General features: G+C 47.6%; 14 protein-coding genes. 13 read left to right on the forward strand and 1 reads right to left on the reverse strand.

Features of this window, described 5'->3' with window-relative positions; all coding sequences use genetic code 11:
* Positions 1-4 precede the first annotated feature (4 nt).
* A complete protein-coding gene (locus tag NKT06_RS12140) occupies positions 5-2560 on the forward strand; it encodes a hypothetical protein (protein ID WP_253434213.1) in 2556 nt (851 codons plus the stop codon).
* A gap of 34 nt (positions 2561-2594) precedes the next feature.
* Positions 2595-3665 carry a beta-galactosidase BglB gene (bglB, locus tag NKT06_RS12145; RefSeq protein WP_253434216.1) on the forward strand — a complete coding sequence of 357 codons (1071 nt, stop codon included), beginning with the start codon at positions 2595-2597 and terminating at the stop codon, positions 3663-3665.
* Between the two features lie 173 nt (positions 3666-3838).
* On the opposite strand, the gene NKT06_RS12150 is transcribed toward bglB, so the two are convergent.
* Complete coding sequence (locus NKT06_RS12150) at positions 3839-6115, reverse strand: FAD-dependent oxidoreductase (RefSeq protein ID WP_253434219.1); 2277 nt, start codon at positions 6113-6115, stop codon at positions 3839-3841.
* A 152-nt stretch (positions 6116-6267) separates the two neighbouring features.
* On the opposite strand from NKT06_RS12150, the gene NKT06_RS12155 reads away from it, so the two are divergent.
* The 11 genes from NKT06_RS12155 to NKT06_RS12205 all read left to right on the forward strand — a co-directional run bounded on the left by NKT06_RS12155 (position 6268) and on the right by NKT06_RS12205 (position 18021).
* Positions 6268-7035: a helix-turn-helix domain-containing protein gene (locus NKT06_RS12155; protein WP_253434223.1), complete on the forward strand. Its 768-nt coding sequence runs from the start codon at positions 6268-6270 to the stop codon at positions 7033-7035.
* 198 nt (positions 7036-7233) lie between these two features.
* Entirely contained in the window at positions 7234-9054 is a 1821-nt protein-coding gene (locus NKT06_RS12160; protein ID WP_253434226.1) for a sensor histidine kinase, read from the forward strand.
* A 23-nt stretch (positions 9055-9077) separates the two neighbouring features.
* Positions 9078-9932: a response regulator transcription factor gene (locus tag NKT06_RS12165; protein ID WP_253434229.1), complete on the forward strand. Its 855-nt coding sequence runs from the start codon at positions 9078-9080 to the stop codon at positions 9930-9932.
* A 170-nt stretch (positions 9933-10102) separates the two neighbouring features.
* The gene (locus NKT06_RS12170; protein ID WP_253434233.1) at positions 10103-11419 is read left to right on the forward strand and encodes an ABC transporter substrate-binding protein; all 1317 of its coding nucleotides are present in this window, start codon (positions 10103-10105) and stop codon (positions 11417-11419) included.
* Between the two features lie 281 nt (positions 11420-11700).
* Positions 11701-12582: a carbohydrate ABC transporter permease gene (locus NKT06_RS12175; RefSeq protein ID WP_253434236.1), complete on the forward strand. Its 882-nt coding sequence runs from the start codon at positions 11701-11703 to the stop codon at positions 12580-12582.
* Positions 12583-12599: 17 nt separating this feature from the next.
* The gene (locus NKT06_RS12180) at positions 12600-13496 is read left to right on the forward strand and encodes a carbohydrate ABC transporter permease (RefSeq protein WP_253434238.1); all 897 of its coding nucleotides are present in this window, start codon (positions 12600-12602) and stop codon (positions 13494-13496) included.
* A gap of 186 nt (positions 13497-13682) precedes the next feature.
* Complete coding sequence (locus tag NKT06_RS12185; protein ID WP_253434241.1) at positions 13683-14231, forward strand: glutathione peroxidase; 549 nt, start codon at positions 13683-13685, stop codon at positions 14229-14231.
* Between the two features lie 65 nt (positions 14232-14296).
* A complete protein-coding gene (locus NKT06_RS12190) occupies positions 14297-15160 on the forward strand; it encodes an AraC family transcriptional regulator (protein WP_253434244.1) in 864 nt (287 codons plus the stop codon).
* Positions 15161-15294: 134 nt separating this feature from the next.
* Complete coding sequence (locus tag NKT06_RS12195) at positions 15295-15543, forward strand: hypothetical protein (protein WP_253434247.1); 249 nt, start codon at positions 15295-15297, stop codon at positions 15541-15543.
* 152 nt (positions 15544-15695) lie between these two features.
* Positions 15696-16295, forward strand: coding sequence for a nitroreductase family protein (locus NKT06_RS12200; protein WP_253434250.1), 600 nt, complete (start codon positions 15696-15698; stop codon positions 16293-16295).
* A gap of 94 nt (positions 16296-16389) precedes the next feature.
* Complete coding sequence (locus tag NKT06_RS12205; RefSeq protein ID WP_253434253.1) at positions 16390-18021, forward strand: S-layer homology domain-containing protein; 1632 nt, start codon at positions 16390-16392, stop codon at positions 18019-18021.
* The last annotated feature ends 250 nt before the right edge of the window (positions 18022-18271 follow it).

Below are 18271 nucleotides of genomic sequence, written 5' to 3' on the forward strand. Positions count from 1 at the left end.
TTGAATGTCAGATATTACCCGTGACGAGACGGATACCTTGAATTATAAACCTATGAAATTAGGCCACCATCAGGTCATTAATCATTGGATAATCAGCGGCATATATACGAAGCCTGTTGCCTTTGTTCCAACAACGATGGAGGGAGATATTAATGATTGGCTTATCGATGGTTTTGCCATCCATGAGAATCCATGCAGAAAAGAATTTGTAGAACATAGGAGAACACAGCCTGTGAACCGATTTTTTGACCAATGGAGCGAGTTTCCTAGCCCGGGAGACAGCTTCGTTGGAGAAGAAAACGGGATGCCGTGGACACTGTATTCTCCCTGGAATAATCCACGGGTGGAGCAATCCGGATTTTGGTTTGTACCGACACATCTGCGCAGTTACGCCGCGACAAGGCTGATTTCTGCGACTACACATACTGCCTCTTTGCGGATTAAGACCTATGGCAGTCTGACATTGTGGGTGAATGGGGAAGTGGTAACGGATTTTGCGCCACTCATGCGTAACAAGGAGCAGGAAATTGTTATCAAAGCTGAACTTGTAGCCGGAATCAATGAGATCTATGCCTGCTGGGAGGATCTCGCTGAGCGGGATACCATGTATGCTTTTGCGGTGGAATACCTGGGAGACGAGGAATTGGAAATTTCCTTGCCTATTGCTCCTCATTTGGCGGAAAACGTGAAATCCGCAGAACAAGCCCTTGAACAGGCTTATTTTCCTTCGGATCTCTTTAGAGGGGAGCAGATTAAGCTCAAGCTGCCGCTTCCCTTACCGGACATCGTTAGAGAAGTTGATATCCAGTATGGCAATTTCTTTGATGGCACCGAAAACAAGACAATACACATAGCCGAAAAGGAAACGGATCTGGTTCTGGCACACACCAATGAAATTGGCCATCATTACGTATACTTCACGCTGACGATTTCAGTTTCAAACGTAGCATTGACGAGGAAGTTCGGCTGTCAATCCTACGATACCAGTTATGATGAAGCTGCTCAGCAAGCTGCGGATATTGAAGCACGCAAATCTCTGGCTCTGCAATGTATTGCTGAGAAGGGCAGTCGTAACATTCATACGGCTATCGCCATGTTAAAAACAAATGGCAATCTGCAAGAAGCGGAGAACATGCTGCTTGAAGGTGTGGAAGGGATCGAGCAACGAAAGGATTGCAGTGACTTCTATCTGGTGGGGCTGTTTCGTCTGTGGAGAGATGAACGAAATAGCGGTCTGTTCAGTGAATTGTTCTGGGACCGGGTAAAAGCAAGTATTTTGGGCTATCGATATTGGATTGATGAACCTGGTGATGATGTGATGTGGTTCTTCAGTGAGAACCATGCTCTGTTATTCCATACCAATGAGCTGTTAGCCGGACAACTGTTCGGGACTGAAACGTTCAGCAATAGTGGTGAGTCCGGTGAAGTTCACCGTCAAAAAGCGGAGCAGCGGCTTAGCTTATGGTTTGAGCGCTTTTTGGATGAAGGATTGGCAGAATGGAATTCAAGTGCATACATTCCTATTGATGCAGTGGGGCTGTTGCATATCTATGAATTTGCCCATAATGAGCAGCTCAGGCAGCAAGCGAAAAAGGCAATGGACCTGCTATTCTATTATATTACCGTTCAGATGCATCAAGGCGTCATGTCCACCACGTTTGGCCGCAGCTATGAGAAGGAACTGCTGGGTAGTTATGCAGCTGGAACGACTTCCATGTGCTGGATCGGTTATGGCATCGGCAATGTTAACAACTATTCAATCAGCAATGTTGCTTTGAGTTTATCCAATTACATTCCTCCAGCAGCATATCAGGAGCATCTGTTGCTTGGGGAAAATCAGCAATTGGTGTTCGCCAATGAGCAGGGCAAGGGAGGTTACGCCAAGCTCTATCATCATCGGACAGACGAGTACGCTCTTTCCTCAATCATTCGCTTTCGTCCAGGTAAGCCAGGTTATCAGGAGCATGTCAACCATCTGTCTCTGTCCCCTGAAGCGCAGATATGGGTGAATCATCCAGCAGAAATCTACAAGCATGGAGATGGCCGACCTTGCTTTTGGGCTGGAAACGGGATATTGCCTGACGTTGTTCAGCATGAGGGGATCGCTCTAATGATGTTTGATATTCCGGCAGATCAGACTTCGGATTGGACACATGCTTATTTTCCTACGAGCTTTTTCACAGAATGGGTGCAGCATGAGAACTGGTATTTTGCCCGCCTGAATAAAGGATATGTGGCGCTATATGCAGCCAACGGGACGAGTATGGAGACCAATGGGGTGACAAAAGAGCGTGAGCTTATTTCTCCTGGATTGCGTAACGCCTGGATCATCAGAGCAGGAAACGAACTGCAATTCGGATCATTTAGCCATTTTATAAACCAAGTTCGTTCCTCCAGCCCGCAATTCGACAGTACTTCTCTGACGCTCAGCCTGACCGACTCGGTATATGGTTCCATTCAGTGGGGCATGAACAAGCCTTTTCTTATTCAAGGAGAGGAAATGGTACATGAAGGATATGGCGTAAGGGGACAGTTGCAGTTACAGGACATCAAACGTTGATGAATAGCAATAAATCTAGGGAGTGAAAGTCATAATGCCGAATCAAGAAGTGCTTCTGGAGAAAATAAGCAGGGTATCCGATGCGATGAAATCGATGAAAAATACAAGCATCAACGAACAGTTTCCCATTGGACTAATCGACATCCACCTATGGGAATGGCCGCAAGGTGTCGGCCTTTATGGCCTACTTCAGTTCTATGAAGCAACGAAGGATGCCGAGGCGCTGAAATTTCTCGAATCATGGTACAATGCAAGGCTGCTGGAAGGGTTACCGGAAAAAAATGTGAATACCTGTGCTCCGCTGCTTACGTTGATATCACTATGCGAATTAACCGGAAACAAGGAATATGAACGTGTCTGTGAAGAATGGAGCAGTTGGATTATGGACGAACTGTTACGAACCGGAGACGGTGCGTTCCAGCATATGATCACAGGAGACGCCAATGATGGTCAGATTCTGATTGACACCCTTTTTATGACGGTATTATTTCTGGCCAAAGCTGGGGTGTATTTTAAGAAAACAGCCTATGTAGAAGAAGCGAAGCGGCAATTCCTTGTGCATATTAAATACCTATATAATAAACAAACCGGGCTGTTCTATCACGGCTGGGATTTCAACGAAAATCATAACTATGGTGCTGTTCATTGGGGAAGAGGCAATGCATGGTATACGGCGGGGGTTATGGATTTTCTGAATATCATCCCCATTGAAGATGGGTTGAAGGCCTATCTGTTGGATACAGCGAAGGCTCAAGTCAGAGCGCTGAGCAAGCTTCAGAGTGAGAATGGGATGTGGCACACCGTACTGGATGATCCGCACTCGTACCAAGAAACTTCCGCAACGGCAGCGATTGGATACGGTATTCTCAAGGGAATCCGGTACGGATATCTGGACGAGTCCTATCGCGATACGGGTACGAGAGCACTTGAAGCAGTGCTGCGGCAAATTGATGATAACGGAGTTGTACAGCAGGTGTCCTACGGAACTCCTGTGGGGCAGGATGCTCAGTTTTATAAAGATATATCTATAAGTCCAATGGGTTATGGACAAGCACTGACATTGTTTATCCTGATTGAGGGATTGCGGGTCCCAGCCACCGAATAAAATAAGGCGGGCATAAGCAGAGGATAGGGGATACCGTTTCCTGTATCCTCCTTTGTTTGAAAGAGCACCTATTTTGTTCTATAATCCCTCGAACATTCTATACTTTAAACACACTAGAATAATCCCCTGGAACTCATGAGAATCCCAGGGGGTTATTTTAATGTGTTTTGCGATTAACTCTTGCCAGTCAACGTTGACTCCCCATAGGCGCGAATCTCGATCAACTCCGCGTATTTGCTGCCATTGGTAGCATCAATGTTTACTCTGAGTGCCTGTGAATGCACAGGTGTATCCAGACGATGAATGACTTTCCTTTTGCGGTTCTCCGCTGCACTTACAATCTCAATCCATTCCCCAGACCGACTCAATACCTCCACACGATAATCACGTACAAGTTCAGGCATGACGCGGAATGTCGTGTGATGGTGATGCAGATTAACCAGATCCTCGTTCACATCATCATTAAAGGTCAAGTGCAGTTCAGCCAAGGTCTGCGGCTCTTCCCATGTCAGTTGTACCCATTCCGGCTTGCCAGACTGAATCGGTTGGGACATCCACTGCTGTGGCCCGCCGTAAGGGCGATGATAACCGTTGATCGTGTTGTCCGATGAATAGGCCGAAGTCTCAGAGAGGGTACGACAGCAGAATGGCTGACGCGCCAACCCTTGCATAGACCATAATACGACAGGCTGATCCGTGGCATGATCCTCCAGATTTTTGGACACATGGTTCTCTTCTGTTCGGAAGAAGATCAGCACCCCGCTGTGTGCTTCCGTGGAATGGTAGAGGGTGACGTCTTCATTCGCCCGGATAATGATAAAAGCATTCTGCGGTTCTTCCGGTCGCCATTCAAGCGGAAGCTTCACCCACTGCCTGGTTCCCGTTGTAATTTTAGCGGTTGCCGTAACTTGTAACATATGGGGGACGTAATTCTCCTTACGCCCCGTATCCCACAGCTCTACCGTCAGCGCGGTATCGCTGGAAGCATCCAGCAGCAGCTCCAGGCCGCTGAGCATTGGATGCACGGGCAGCAGCAGGGCAACATCCGTACCCAGCGGGTACGTCTCGCCAGGCTGCTCCAGAGCGATGCCCGTCAGCGTGCTGGAGGCTGTAGCCTTGGCACGCCGGGCCAGATCCAGCTCATCGTGGCTGCGCACCCCGATGATGGAAGCGTCCTGCCGCAGCAACGTCTGCTGCAGCGCCGCCAGATACCTCGCGTACAACTCGCGCGGCGACACCCCCATGGCCGCGCAGAGCGCTGCGCCCGTACCCGCGGCTTCGCCGATGACCGCGCATGTGGCCATGACGCGCGTTGTGCCGAAAGCGACATGTGATGCGCTGATGTCGCGTCCGGCCATGAGCATATTCCGCACATTGGCGGAATACAACGAGCGGAACGGCACGTGATACACGCCATCGGCATGCATATGCTTCGAGCCGCTCGCTTCGGCATACATGCCCTGCGGGGGATGCAGGTCAATGGACCAGCCGCCAAAAGCAACGGCATCCGGGAACTCCCGCTGGCTGATAATATCGTTCTGGGTAAGCACATAGTCACCCGTGAAGCGGCGGTACTCCCTTTTGCCAGGCATAGAACCAATCCACTCCAACGTCATATGGTCGGCTTCGAATTTCCCGGAATTTTTAATATAATCCCAGATCCCGTAGATCACGGACCACAGCTCATCACGGATCAACTCATTGTCATGAACGGTGTCATGTTCACCGCCCCATTCAATCCACCAATAATGACAACCGGAATCCCCGCTGCGAATGACCCGGCGAATCGGAATGCTGGTCTGTGTAATATCCTTGGCAAAAGAAGGCGGGATATACCGGACAGGCGCACCAGCATCCTTGGTATAAAAGAGGAGTGTACTGCCCAGCGTGATTTGATCGGCGACCTCAGGTGCCCATTCTTCACCATATTCGCTACGGGCTTCCCGGCCGAGTGCAAACTTGGCTCCAGCCAGAAAGCCGACCAATCCATCGCCCGTACAGTCCAGATAGATCTGACTTTCGAATCGGATTTTGCGCTCAGAACCCATCATCCATCCGGTAACGGAGGTGATCATGCGTTCATCTCCATCCCCAGTGGCCTCGACTTCATGTACATCGGTATTCAGATATAGACGGATGTTGGGTTCGGCTCGAACGGCTTCCAGAATGACCAAGTCCCAGAGATAAGGATTGCCCTCCGGATTACGATACTGATTCTCTACAAATAGTTCCCCCATGATGCCAGTCTCGCGGGCGTAGCGGTTAATCCCGTGGGCGGTAGCCCCGCAGACCCACACACGTACTTCACTGCTGGAATTACCACCGAGTACAGGACGATTCTGCACCAGAGCGACCTGTTGGCCCAACCGGGCAGCAGATATGGCAGCGCATACGCCAGCAAGCCCGCCACCAATGACGGTGATATCCGGTTTAACGAGTTCATGCTTCATACAAACACCTCTCTCATTGAATATGGATAAGCCTAAGCTCAGATTTCTTAACTCATATCTATAATTTCATATTAGTTCTATATATTTACTTTTCAAATACACTATATTATCATCGAGCATATACTTTATTTCATAACAAAGGCAGGTGTATCATGGACCTCCTTAACCACATTTACTGGAAGAAGAAAGCTGCATTTGCGCTCGCAGAAGATATCTACGACGCTTGGGTGGTTTTTGCCGTTGAAGAAGGGATGTTTCGGTATGAAATTGGAGGGCAGAGCGGAGAAGCGGGTTTTGCTGATCTGGTGTTGTGTCCACCTCAAGTTCCTTTTCGCAGAGAGACGGTAACCCCGCTGACGTTTCACTATATGCAGTTCTCTTGTAACACCGCAGAGGGGGAGAACCTTCTGCCGCCAATCGGAAAATCTCTGATTAATGATACGAAACGGCTGAATTCAACATATGCTTATCTGCGTCAGGCAAGCGAAGAGAATGATGAGGCAGCAACGGGATGGAAAACCCATCTGATGATGGAATTGTGGCGGCTGTATCAATGGGAGCGCAGGCAGAGCAGGCTAATGGAACGAAAATTCACGGAAGATGCTCTGATGGCAGAAGCAGCGATTTTGTTGGAGGAGTGGGCAGGAGATACGGTTAGTCTGCGAACGTTGGCTGAACATTTGGCATTGAGTCCAGTCCAACTCACCCGAAGGTTCCGGGAGGCCTTTCAAGAAACACCATCCGATTATCTGAAGGCGATTCGTCTCAAAAAAGCAAAAGCCTTGCTGGCAGATAGCCGTCTGACCCTGACGCAGATCGCCGAGAGATGCGGATATGAGAACGGATTTTATCTGAGCCGTGTATTTTCGTCTACCATAGGAATCAGCCCCTCGGAATATCGGAGAAGACATCAAGTGTGAGATGAGGGTCCCATCCAACCATCCATACATCCAACCATCGATTCATTCATTTCTTTCACCAATAGAACATATCTGTGCATCTCACTTGGATACAGGCAACGAATATCACAAAACCATGCAAATCATTCGACTCCGGCTGTAAATGGCAGGCAGGTGCTATAATGGGGTCATTAATTACAGGGGAGCGAGCACATAAGAATGAAGAAGCCAAACTGGAAGCGTTGGTTGCCACAGCGGCTCAGGTACCGTCTGTTTGGTGCATTTGTGGTGTTGATTCTCTTGCCGTTCAGTGCATTGAATGTCTACAATTATCAGCAGATTGAATCCCTAGTTGAGCAGAAAATCAGTGAACAGAGCCATGAACAGCTGGTGCAGATGTACCGCTCTCTGGAGGACCAGATGAGCATTGCCTTCAAAACGCTTATTTTTCTGGAACAGGATTCGGCGGTAAGAAGTGTGCTAACTTCCCCGGACAGTCGTACGCCGCTGGAGAACAAGTCGCTGGTGGAAGAAAAGTTCAAGATGATTAACAACAGTTTCTTTCTATATAATCCCTCGGTGTACTTCACCTTGCTGGATTTTTATGATAGCGTTTACACTTCGTATTTGCCAAAAACAGCACTGGCTTATGGCCCTTATCTGGAGCAATTCCGCGAACGTCTTGGAGAAATCACCATTCCAAAAGGCAGTGCAGATTCGCACCCGCTTCAACCGGAAGAACTCTTCTATCGCTGGGATGCCCGGGATACCAACCATGTGCTGCGGGAGTTATCTTCCAGCCCGTATCTGTTGTCGTTGTATGCCTATATGAAAGATAGCAGCGGCAAGCGGTACGGATTGGCTCGGATCAGCATTGATTACTCGTACTGGTTTCAAACAATGTTGAAGGATTCACAAACTAATCAGGAGTATTACCTTATTACAGGAAGTGGAGAGACCATCGCCAGATCATCCAAAACAGCGGCGCTGTCCCCGGAAGTTACACGTGAAATAGCTCTGCATCCGGCACAGGCTTATCTGACTGATCCAGCCTCGGATACGCTGATTAACTACGTGTACATCGAATCACTGGACTGGTATATGGTGAATCGTATTCCGCTGTCCATCCTGTTTACAGAGATATCCGAGCTTAAACAGCGTTACTTTCTGACCTTTTTTGGCTTCACAGGCGCATTTGTAGTGATGGCTTTTATGATCTCGGCAACGTTCACGCGCCCTTTGTCGCACTTACAGAATAAGATGAAGGAGGTTGTCCGCAAAAACCTCAAGATTCGTATTCCCGAAGGCCGCAGCCGTGGGGAAGTATTGGAATTGACACGCACTTTTAATACAATGCTGGATGATGCTAATCAGATGATCAACAGACTCAAGGCGGAGGAACGCCAGAAGGAAGCCGTACATTTTCATATGCTCCTGGCCCAGATGAATCCGCACTTTCTCCTGAATACATTGAATACAATGAAATGGAGTGCGATCCGCAGCGGGAATGAGGAGATCTCCGAGATGTGTGTTTCCTTGGGCAAATTACTGGAGGTCAGCCTGAATTCACAGGTCGAATTGGTATACCTGAAGGACGAGATTGAGCTGGTTCAAGCCTATCTTCATATCCAGCGGATTCGTTACCGCGATAGCTTTGAGGTGACTTGTGACTTTGACGATAAGCTGGAGTATGCACTGGTACCCAAGCTGAGCTTGCAGCCACTTGTGGAGAATGCCATTCATCATGGTGTGGGACCAATGGAGCAACTTGGGCAGATCCGCATCGGGATATATAGGCAAGACACAGGAATGCTGATGCTGGAGGTAGCAGACAACGGAATTGGCATGGAGGAATCCCGGCGTCAGCAGATGACCCGCACACGTCCGGGAATTGGTCTGTCCAATCTCAGGGAACGATTGCGGTTATTGTTCAAAGGCCAAAGTGAACTTGAAGTGATCGATACCAAGCCGGGGACATTAGTGAGGTTCAGCATTCCTTTTTTATTGTCGACACCTTACGTACAGAAGCGGTCAGACTAGACGACTGGAGAGGGGAATCTGGAATGTGGAAGGTATTGCTTGTAGAAGATGAAGTATTTGTACGTGAGTCGGTGCGAGAGATTATTTCCTGGGAAGAGCTGGGCTTCACGGTCATCGGAGAATCCGGTAACGGGACCGAAGCGCTGGCGATGATCATACAGGATACACCGGATCTGGTACTGACCGATATTGTCATGCCGGGTATGGATGGTCTGGAATTACTCAAACAGACGCGTCAGGCCGGGTTAAAAACCAAATTTGTGATGCTCACCTGTATGGGGGAGTTCGAATATGTACGCCGGGCAATGGAGTACGGGGCTTCCAATTATATTCTGAAGCTGTCGATGAGTGTGAATTCGTTGCGTGATACATTACGGAAGGTAAGCGCGGAGCTGGGAGCTTCCACTGAGTCACAGACAGAGACTCAGACAGAGACAAATCATCATGAAGTGGCGCCTCCTGCCTCGGAGCTCACATCAACGCCTGCGTCCTTTACGGTCTCTTCTGCACCCCCGTCTGAGACGGATCTTCCATTCACACCTGTGCGTGAGCCGGTGGTGAAGCATCCGGAGATTAGCAAAATAATTGAGTATATCGGACAGCATTACGATCAGGACATTACCGTCAAATCCATGTCACGATATGTGATGATGGGCGAGAATTATGTGAGTGCTCTGTTCAAAAAGAAAACCGGCCATACCCTGATTCATTACCTGCATGGGGTACGGATGGAGAAAGCAGCTGAATACTTGCGTGAGACGGATCTTCCTGTACAGGAGATTGGTTACCGGGTAGGATTCGGAAGCGATAATTATTTTATCAAAATATTCAAACGTTGGACCGGTTGCACGCCCAGCCAGTACCGCCACCGCTCGTGACTGACAGGATGAGTAGAAGGAATATGTGTACCCGAGTGTTTAAACAAGGAAGGGTAAATCCGTATTTTTGTTCAATCCGAATCATGGATATGTATCTTATGAACCCAGCAAGGTCCCTGCTACGATGTAACGGAAGGTACACTTTCAATTCAGGGAGGTCATGTGACCAGATGAGAATCAGAAAAGGATTAACCGGGTTAATCGTTGGTGCGCTGATGCTGGGCTTGCTTGCCGGCTGTGTTGGTAAAAATGAGACGAACGGTGGGGACAACGGTGGTGGAGCAGCAGCGGGAAAAGTGAAGCTTACCATGTGGGGCGCGGTGCCGCCTGAGAATGGTCCACAGGAAGTCGTGGATACCTGGAATGCAGATCATCCTGACATTCAGGTGGAATATGTGCGGTTTGTGAATGACGACGACGGTAACCTGAAGCTGGATACGGCGCTGTCCACCGGACAGAACGTTGACTTATATGTCAATTACACCCTGACGAATCTCGATAAACGCATCAAGGGCGGGACAGCACTGGATCTCGGTGAGTTCACGGACTACAACATTGACGAGAAAATGGGAGAAGATGCGGCTTCGTGGAAAGTAGACGGCAAATATTACGGTATGCCCACCAAGAAAAATGCGGCCTTTTTCGCCTTAAATATGAAAGCGCTTGATCAAGCGGGACTGAGCGTACCAACGGCCTGGACTTGGGATGAGGCCCGTGAATATGCACTCAAGCTGAAGAATACCGGTTTCAAGTACGGCTTGGTGCAGCATACCGCTTCCTATGTGGACCCGCTCGATTCTGTACTGGTCAAGAACGGCTATGTTAAGGCGGACGGAACTTCCAATCTCGACGATCCGCTTGTTACCAAATGGCTGGAGACATTGAATGGAATGATGAAAGAGGATGCAACTACGCCTCCACTCGGTGAGCAGTTAACTTCCAAAATGCCGGTGGAGAACATGTTCCTTGGTGGTGAGTCCGCCATGATTAACATTGGGGAGTGGCTGATTCGCACGTCGAACAACATGACCGAGTTCCCACGGGATTGGAAAATCGCCTTTGCTCCGGTACCGAGACTGGTTGCACAGGAAGCAGATATGGTGAAGAGCGGAGGACTTGGTGACTTTATCGCGATCAATTCCAAGTCGAAAAATAAAGAAGCCGCATGGGAGTTCCTGAAATGGTACGCCGATGGAGGGATGATGCCGATGGCTGCCGGTGGACGTCTGCCTTCCTCGAATGCGGTTGATCAACAGACTGCCATTGATCATCTGCTCGGTGATCATGCCGATTCTTATGACAAAGAGTCACTGGAATTTGTGTTGTACGGTGACAAGACACCTACGTTTGTCCGCAGTATTGCGCAAGAGGTGGTCGATCTGCGTGCACAGGAGTATGAAAAGTTCTTCCTTGGTAACCAGACTGCCGAAGTTACGGTACAGAACATGGTCAAACGCCATAATGACTGGCTGAAGCAGAATCAATAGAATGCAAAAGCAATGAGTCCGAAGACCGTCCCCAAGGGGGCGGTTTTTTTCTTCTTAATATAAACATTAGACCAATAGACGAAAAAAAGCATTATAGATATGACATTAGCCAGGTTATCCGGCCTAAAGAAAATAGAACAATTCCATGTTGTTATCCTTCCGTAAGGGACTGACAAAATACATAAATCTGTGATATCAGGTACAGGGTTATGTTCCTTAAATATTGGAGGACATCTTGTTATGCTTAATTCCAGAACAGATGTTAAGGAGTGGGGGAGCATATGCATAAATCCTGGATGAAACGACAGAGCAGGCTCGGGTATTTGTTTATTGGACCCAATATGATTGGTGTGCTGTTGTTTTTTATTATACCGGCTGTCTATTCATTCTATCTCATGTTCACCGATTACAAATTCATGAGCCCGGAGACACATTTTGTGGGGCTGGACAATATCCGCCGAATGATGAATGATGATCTGTTTGGGGTAGCGCTGCGAAATACATTTGTATTTCTGTTAGCGGTTCCAATATCAATGGGTTTGGCATTTATCGTGGCTGTGGCATTGAACAAATCGGTGTACTGGCAAAAAACACTGCGTGCCCTCTATTTCATGCCCTATATCACTAGCGGCGTTGCGATCGCCTTTGTCTGGATGCTGCTGTTCCAGCCAACCTCGGGACCGATTAACGGTTTTTTGCGAGGGCTCGGTATTACAAACCCACCTGGCTGGTTATCGACAACTGAATGGTCCATGTATGCGATTGATATCATCTGGATTTGGTTCATGCTGGGGTACAACATGATTATTTATTTAGCAGCTCTGCAGGAGATTCCGGAGGAATTAGTTGAGGCTGCTAAGATTGATGGAGCTCGCCCTTGGCAGACCATTCGTCAAGTGATTTGGCCGCTTGTGAGCCCAACTACCTTTTTGCTGCTGATTACAGGACTGATTATGACGATCAAAAACTTTGGCATTATTCAGGCGATTACTCAGGGTGGGCCGGGAAACAGTACAACGGTGTTGTCGCTTTTTATCTACCAGAATGCCTTCCGATATTACGAGATGGGATACGCTGCTGCCATTAGCTGGGCGCTCTTTGCCATCATCATGGTCTTCACTGTATTGCAGTGGATCGGACAGAAACGTTGGGTTCACTATTAAGGAGGGAGGGGATCGTTATGGAGAAACCACTTGCCGCGAACGCGAAGCCCACAGCTCCGCATGCACCTAAAGGTAAAGTCCGCATGGAGTCCTTGACCCAGATTCGGAGAATCATACTGACACTTCTGATGTCCGGGTTTGCTTTGCTGATGATTATGCCGTTCATCTGGATGATTAGCACGTCGTTCAAATCTCCTGCGGACGTATTCACCTATCCCATCCAATGGATACCCTCCAGCCTGAACTGGGAGCATCACATTAAAGTCTGGAGCGGAGCGGATACCTTTGCCACGTATTATCTGAACTCGTTGAAAATATCACTAATTAGCACGATCGGAGCTGTATTTCTCTCGGCGTTTGCAGCTTATGGCTTCGCAAGGATTCAATTCAAAGGACGGGAGACACTGTTCCTCATCTATCTCTCGATGATGATGGTGCCTCCGCAGGTGCTCTTTGTGCCCAAGTTCCTCATGTTCGAATGGGTCGGCATCTATAATACCCATTGGGCCTTGATTCTGCCCGGAATGTTCACGATCTTTGGGGTGTTTATGCTGCGGCAATTCTTCCTGTCGGTGCCGTCAGAGATTTCGGAAGCGGCGTTCATCGACGGTGCCGGTCACCTGCGCATATTTTTCAGGCTGATTCTGCCCTTGGCGAAGCCAGCGCTGGCTACACTGGCTATTATTGATTTCTCCTGGCACTGGAATGACTATGAGAATGCCCTTGTGTTCCTGATCGACAAAGACCTGTATACCGTGCCGCTCGGACTGCAGAACTTTATTCTGGAGAATAATGTGGATTACAACGGCATGATGGCCGCTGCCACGGCAGGCATTATTCCGATGATCATCGTTTTCCTGGTGGGGCAGCATTATATTATCCAGGGCGTGGCCGGAAGTGCCGTGAAGGGCTGAAGCTGCTGTCACTGCAATCCATCAAATAACCCTTTTGCTGAACGAAGAGATACTCGCGGCAGAAGGGTTTTCTGTTGAAAGGGAGAATAACGATCTTTCCGCAATACAATAGTTCAAACTTCGTATATAATATAAAATCATATGATGCTGTATGACTACATAACTATCGCGAGGTGCACTAGACTTATGCCAACCATCTACGACTTTACCGTAACCAGAACCAGTGGAGAGCGTTTCCCACTCTATCAATATGAAGGAAAACCTGTGCTCATCGTAAACACGGCAAGTAAATGTAAATATACGCACCAGTTTGATGACATGCAGAAGCTGTATGACCAGTACAAGGATCAAGGACTTCAGATTATTGGTTTCCCGTGCAACCAGTTTGCAGAGCAGGAGCCTGGAAGCAGTTCGGAAGCAGAATCCTTCTGCCAGATTAACTATGGTGTGAAATTTCCGATGTTCTCCAAATTGGATGTGAATGGAGAAGCGGCGCACCCGCTCTACGACTTTTTGAAAAGATCAGGGCCTTTTGCCGGCTTTGATGAAACCGATATACAGGCCAAACTATTGAAATTGATGGTGTCCGATAAAGCACCAGAATGGTTACACGGCGATGCAATCAAATGGAATTTCACCAAATTCCTGATTGATGCAGAAGGTCGTGTGGTTAGACGTTTCGAACCGATCGACTCCATCGACGAGATTCAAGAGAGTATTAAACAGCTTCTATAATTTCACTTTCATATATCCTACAGGGGCATGACACAAATCGTTTCCCTCTTCCGAACAGGAGGTGCATGAATGTGCCGAGCATGATGCAATTTAGTGCTTCACTAGAGTATAGTTACCGTTCCACTACTGTATATAACCCGGGCAAGTCAGATGGATTCCATTCACATCCACATTATGAGATTTATTATTTTCATGATGGAGAATGTACTTATATTATAGGAGACCGGGTATACAATCTGAAGCCGGGTGATCTGGTGTTAATGCATGGCTTGACTCTTCATCGGCCACATCCGAAGCCTGGCAGTACTTATGAGCGAAGCACATTGCATTTTGATCCGTCTGCCATACGCAGCAGCCTGCATGCTGACCGTATAGTTGAGGTCCTGAGGCCATTTGAAGAACTCAGAAATTGCCGGGTCAATCTGACGGGGGATTGCCGCTCTGAATTTGAAGCTCTATTGCATGATCTTCATCGTCTATCTCAGAGTCAGAGCCATTTCAGACAAGAGCGCATGAATGTCAGACTGTGTGATCTGTTATATTTTGTAGCAGAGATCTGCCAGGGTGATGTCGAAGAACAACTTCCCTCATCGGAGAAGGAGCGCCATGTCCAGCATATTATTCGTTATGTGGATACCCATTATATGAAGGATATTGGTCTGGATGATTTGGCACTGGAATTACATCTCTCCAAGCCATATCTGGCAGGCATGTTTAAGGAAATGACAGGTTTGACGATATTCAAATACCTGTATGACCGTCGTATCAATCAGGCCAAGCTTTTGTTTCAGTTCCAACCAGAGATCACGGTGACAGAGGCAAGTCGATTGTCCGGTTTCAAACGCCTTTCACATTTTAGTCGGATGTTCAAACAAAGTGTGGGATGTTCGCCTGATCTGTACCGTACTCAATTGCATCGCCAATCATAGAAGTCTTATAAGCTGACCAGCTTGTCTGGTTGGCTTTTTTTGTTGATTTTCGTTCGGAGAATGCGTATTACTGTGTTTAGAGCACACGCAGAACAGGTAAAGAAAGGTAATGAAACCAGAGGAGGCGAATATGAATGAAACAGCGCACACCGGATCAGAATAACAACGATACCCGTCAGGAACAATCCCATGACAATCCTGAACAATATAAGACAGAGCACGAAAGTCTGCTTGACCGTTATGAAGAAGAACAGACTGTAGATCCAATTCCGATGGAAGATCTGAATATGGAGGCTAAGGAAGAGAAGAACAAGGATCAAACAAAAAGCAACTCGTCTACCGAAGAGAAATACCGGGCGGATTATCGCAAAAAAGGCGAGTGAAGGATTACGTTAATGGCTGTTTGAGGAGAAATGATGAAGTATTTTCGGTGAATGTATATTTAGTGAAAATAAATTAGTTTGTTGACTAATGTATGTTACTATATTATAGTTACTATGTTGGCAAATGAAAAAAATTTGGGAGGCGAATAAGAATGACTACTTTTTTTGATGCGTTGAAAAACAGAAGATCTTATTACGGAATCAGCAAGGAATCTACAATTTCGGATGCTAAAATCCAGGAAATCGTAGAAGAAGCGGTGAAATATACACCGACTTCCTTTAACTCACAAACATCCCGTGCTGTAGTACTGCTCGGCGAACAACATGATAAATTATGGAATCACACAGAAGAAATTTTGCGTGAAGTGGTAGGTAATGAAGAAGCATTTAAATCCACAGCTGAAAAAATGGCCGGATTCCGTAGTGGATACGGTACGGTTCTCTTCTTTGAAGATAACAATGCAATCGCACAGCTTCAACAGAACTTTGCAGCTTATGCAGATAATTTCCCGATCTGGGCTAACCAATCCAACGGTATGTTGCAACTGGTAATCTGGACGGCTCTGGAACAAGAAGGTCTGGGTGCATCTTTGCAGCACTACAATCCATTGATTGACGAAAAAGTGAAACAAGAATGGAACATTCCAGAGAACTGGAGATTGATCGCTCAGATGCCATTTGGTAAACCAACGGCAACACCGGGTGAGAAAGAATTCCAACCGATTGAAGAGCGCGTAAAAGTACACAAGTAAGCTTCGCATTTCCCAACATTTAACCACATACGGCCTCGCTTCAATTTGATACGATGATAGTTGATCGTAATCCAATGAAGCGAGGCTTTTTGATGTGAATAATAGATTAAAAGATATTACGAGCCAACATGTGTGGAAAGTGGCTTTATGCGGGCTAGTAGTACTTGGATCGATGTGTGGTTATAGTACAACCGTTAAGGCTGCCACTGTGCAGCAACAGTTTCAGGATACCCGTACCAGTTATGCCAAGGATGCCATTACACATTTGGTGAACAAAGGCATTGCTGCCGGTACGTCAGAGACTACATTTGAACCGAAGAAAGCCGTCACTCGTGCAGAATTTGCGACATTTGCGGTGAGATTGCTAGGTTTGAAGCCAGTAAAAAATAATATCAATCCTTATCAGGATATCAGCATGAATGCCTGGTATTACGGCAACGTTGCGGCCATGACGAATCTTTTCATTCTGGAAGGCAAGGGTCAGGGAACATTCCAGCCGAATGCGTCCATTACGCGTGAAGAAGCGGCAGCGCTGCTTGTTCGGATGTTGAAACAGCAACCGGCAGAGACAGCACTTTTGTCTTCAACGTATTTCGATGCAGCAGATATATCGGCTTGGGCACGTCCTTATGTGCAGACGGTATACCAGCTTGGACTAATGCGGGGAAGCGGAGGCATGTTCCGACCGCATGATCAGGTAACGCGAGAAGAAGCAGCCGTCATGCTTGATGCCATTTTACAAAAGAAAACATGGTCTGAACAGTTACAACGTGGAGATGAACTCGGCGTTCAATTGGGCTGGCAATATAATTCCACGACAGCTGAATTCAAGAAGCAGGTGGAACAGTCTGAAGTGAATACGCTCGTCCCACGCTGGTTTTTCCTGAACAGCAGTATGAAAGTAACGGATCACGCGGACCCGGCACTGATCTCCTGGGCATCCGCCACAGATAGGCAGTTATGGCCATTGCTTGGGAATCGTTCCGATTCGGCACTTACGCATCAGATGTTATCCAGCTCAACGAACCGAGCGGCAGTGATCTCACAGGTAGCCGCTTATGTCAAAACCTATAAACTGGACGGCATTAATGTGGACTTCGAGAATGTTGATCCTGCGGATCGTGAAGGGTTAACGGCATTTGTGACCTCCTTGACGGCTACATTGCACGCACTGGGTGCAGTTGTGTCTGTGGATGTATCACCAGACCTGGGTACAGATTGGACGGATGCATTTGATTATGCCAAACTGGGCGCTGTGTCGGATTATATGGTGCTGATGGGATACGAGGAACACTGGAACGGTGATCCGATAGCGGGATCCGTGGCGTCTCTTCCATGGGTGGAAAGGGCATTGGATACTATGCTCTCCGAGGTGGTACGTGCCAAAACCATTTTGGCCCTTCCGTTGTATACACGAGACTGGTCTTCAGTGAATCCGGCAAGTAGTTCTTGGGACATTACATTGTCAGAACAGGGAACGCGCGCGCATGCCACAGGATCTGTAAGACGATGGGATGCAAATCTGGTTCAATATATGATTGGGTACAACAGTAACGGTATGACAAGATATATATGGGCAGAGGACAGTCGTTCGTTATCGGCCAAAGTGTTGATGAGTGAGCAACGGCAGATTGCCGGTCTGGCTTACTGGTATATGGGCGGCGAAACAGCCGATGTATGGAACGCCATTTCGAATGCTTCGCGATTTGCATCGTATAACTTCTAAATATTCATGAATTGGATAGACTCAAGCGGACCGGGATACAGCCGGATGGTTTGGGTCTGTTTGTTTTGGTATAAGATAAGCAATATGAGGAATCGTTTAAGCTTGGCTGAACGGTTTAATGTATAGAAGGACAAATAGTATATATTGAACTAAACATTTACACAAAACGGAGAGGACAGAACGAAGCTGAAGAAGCGAAGCGTGCGCCTAAAGCTTTCTGAAAGAAAGCTGTATCGAAAGCATACGCTTA

It is taken from the genome of Paenibacillus sp. 1781tsa1 (assembly GCF_024159265.1).
Classification (GTDB): Bacteria; Bacillota; Bacilli; order Paenibacillales; family Paenibacillaceae; genus Paenibacillus.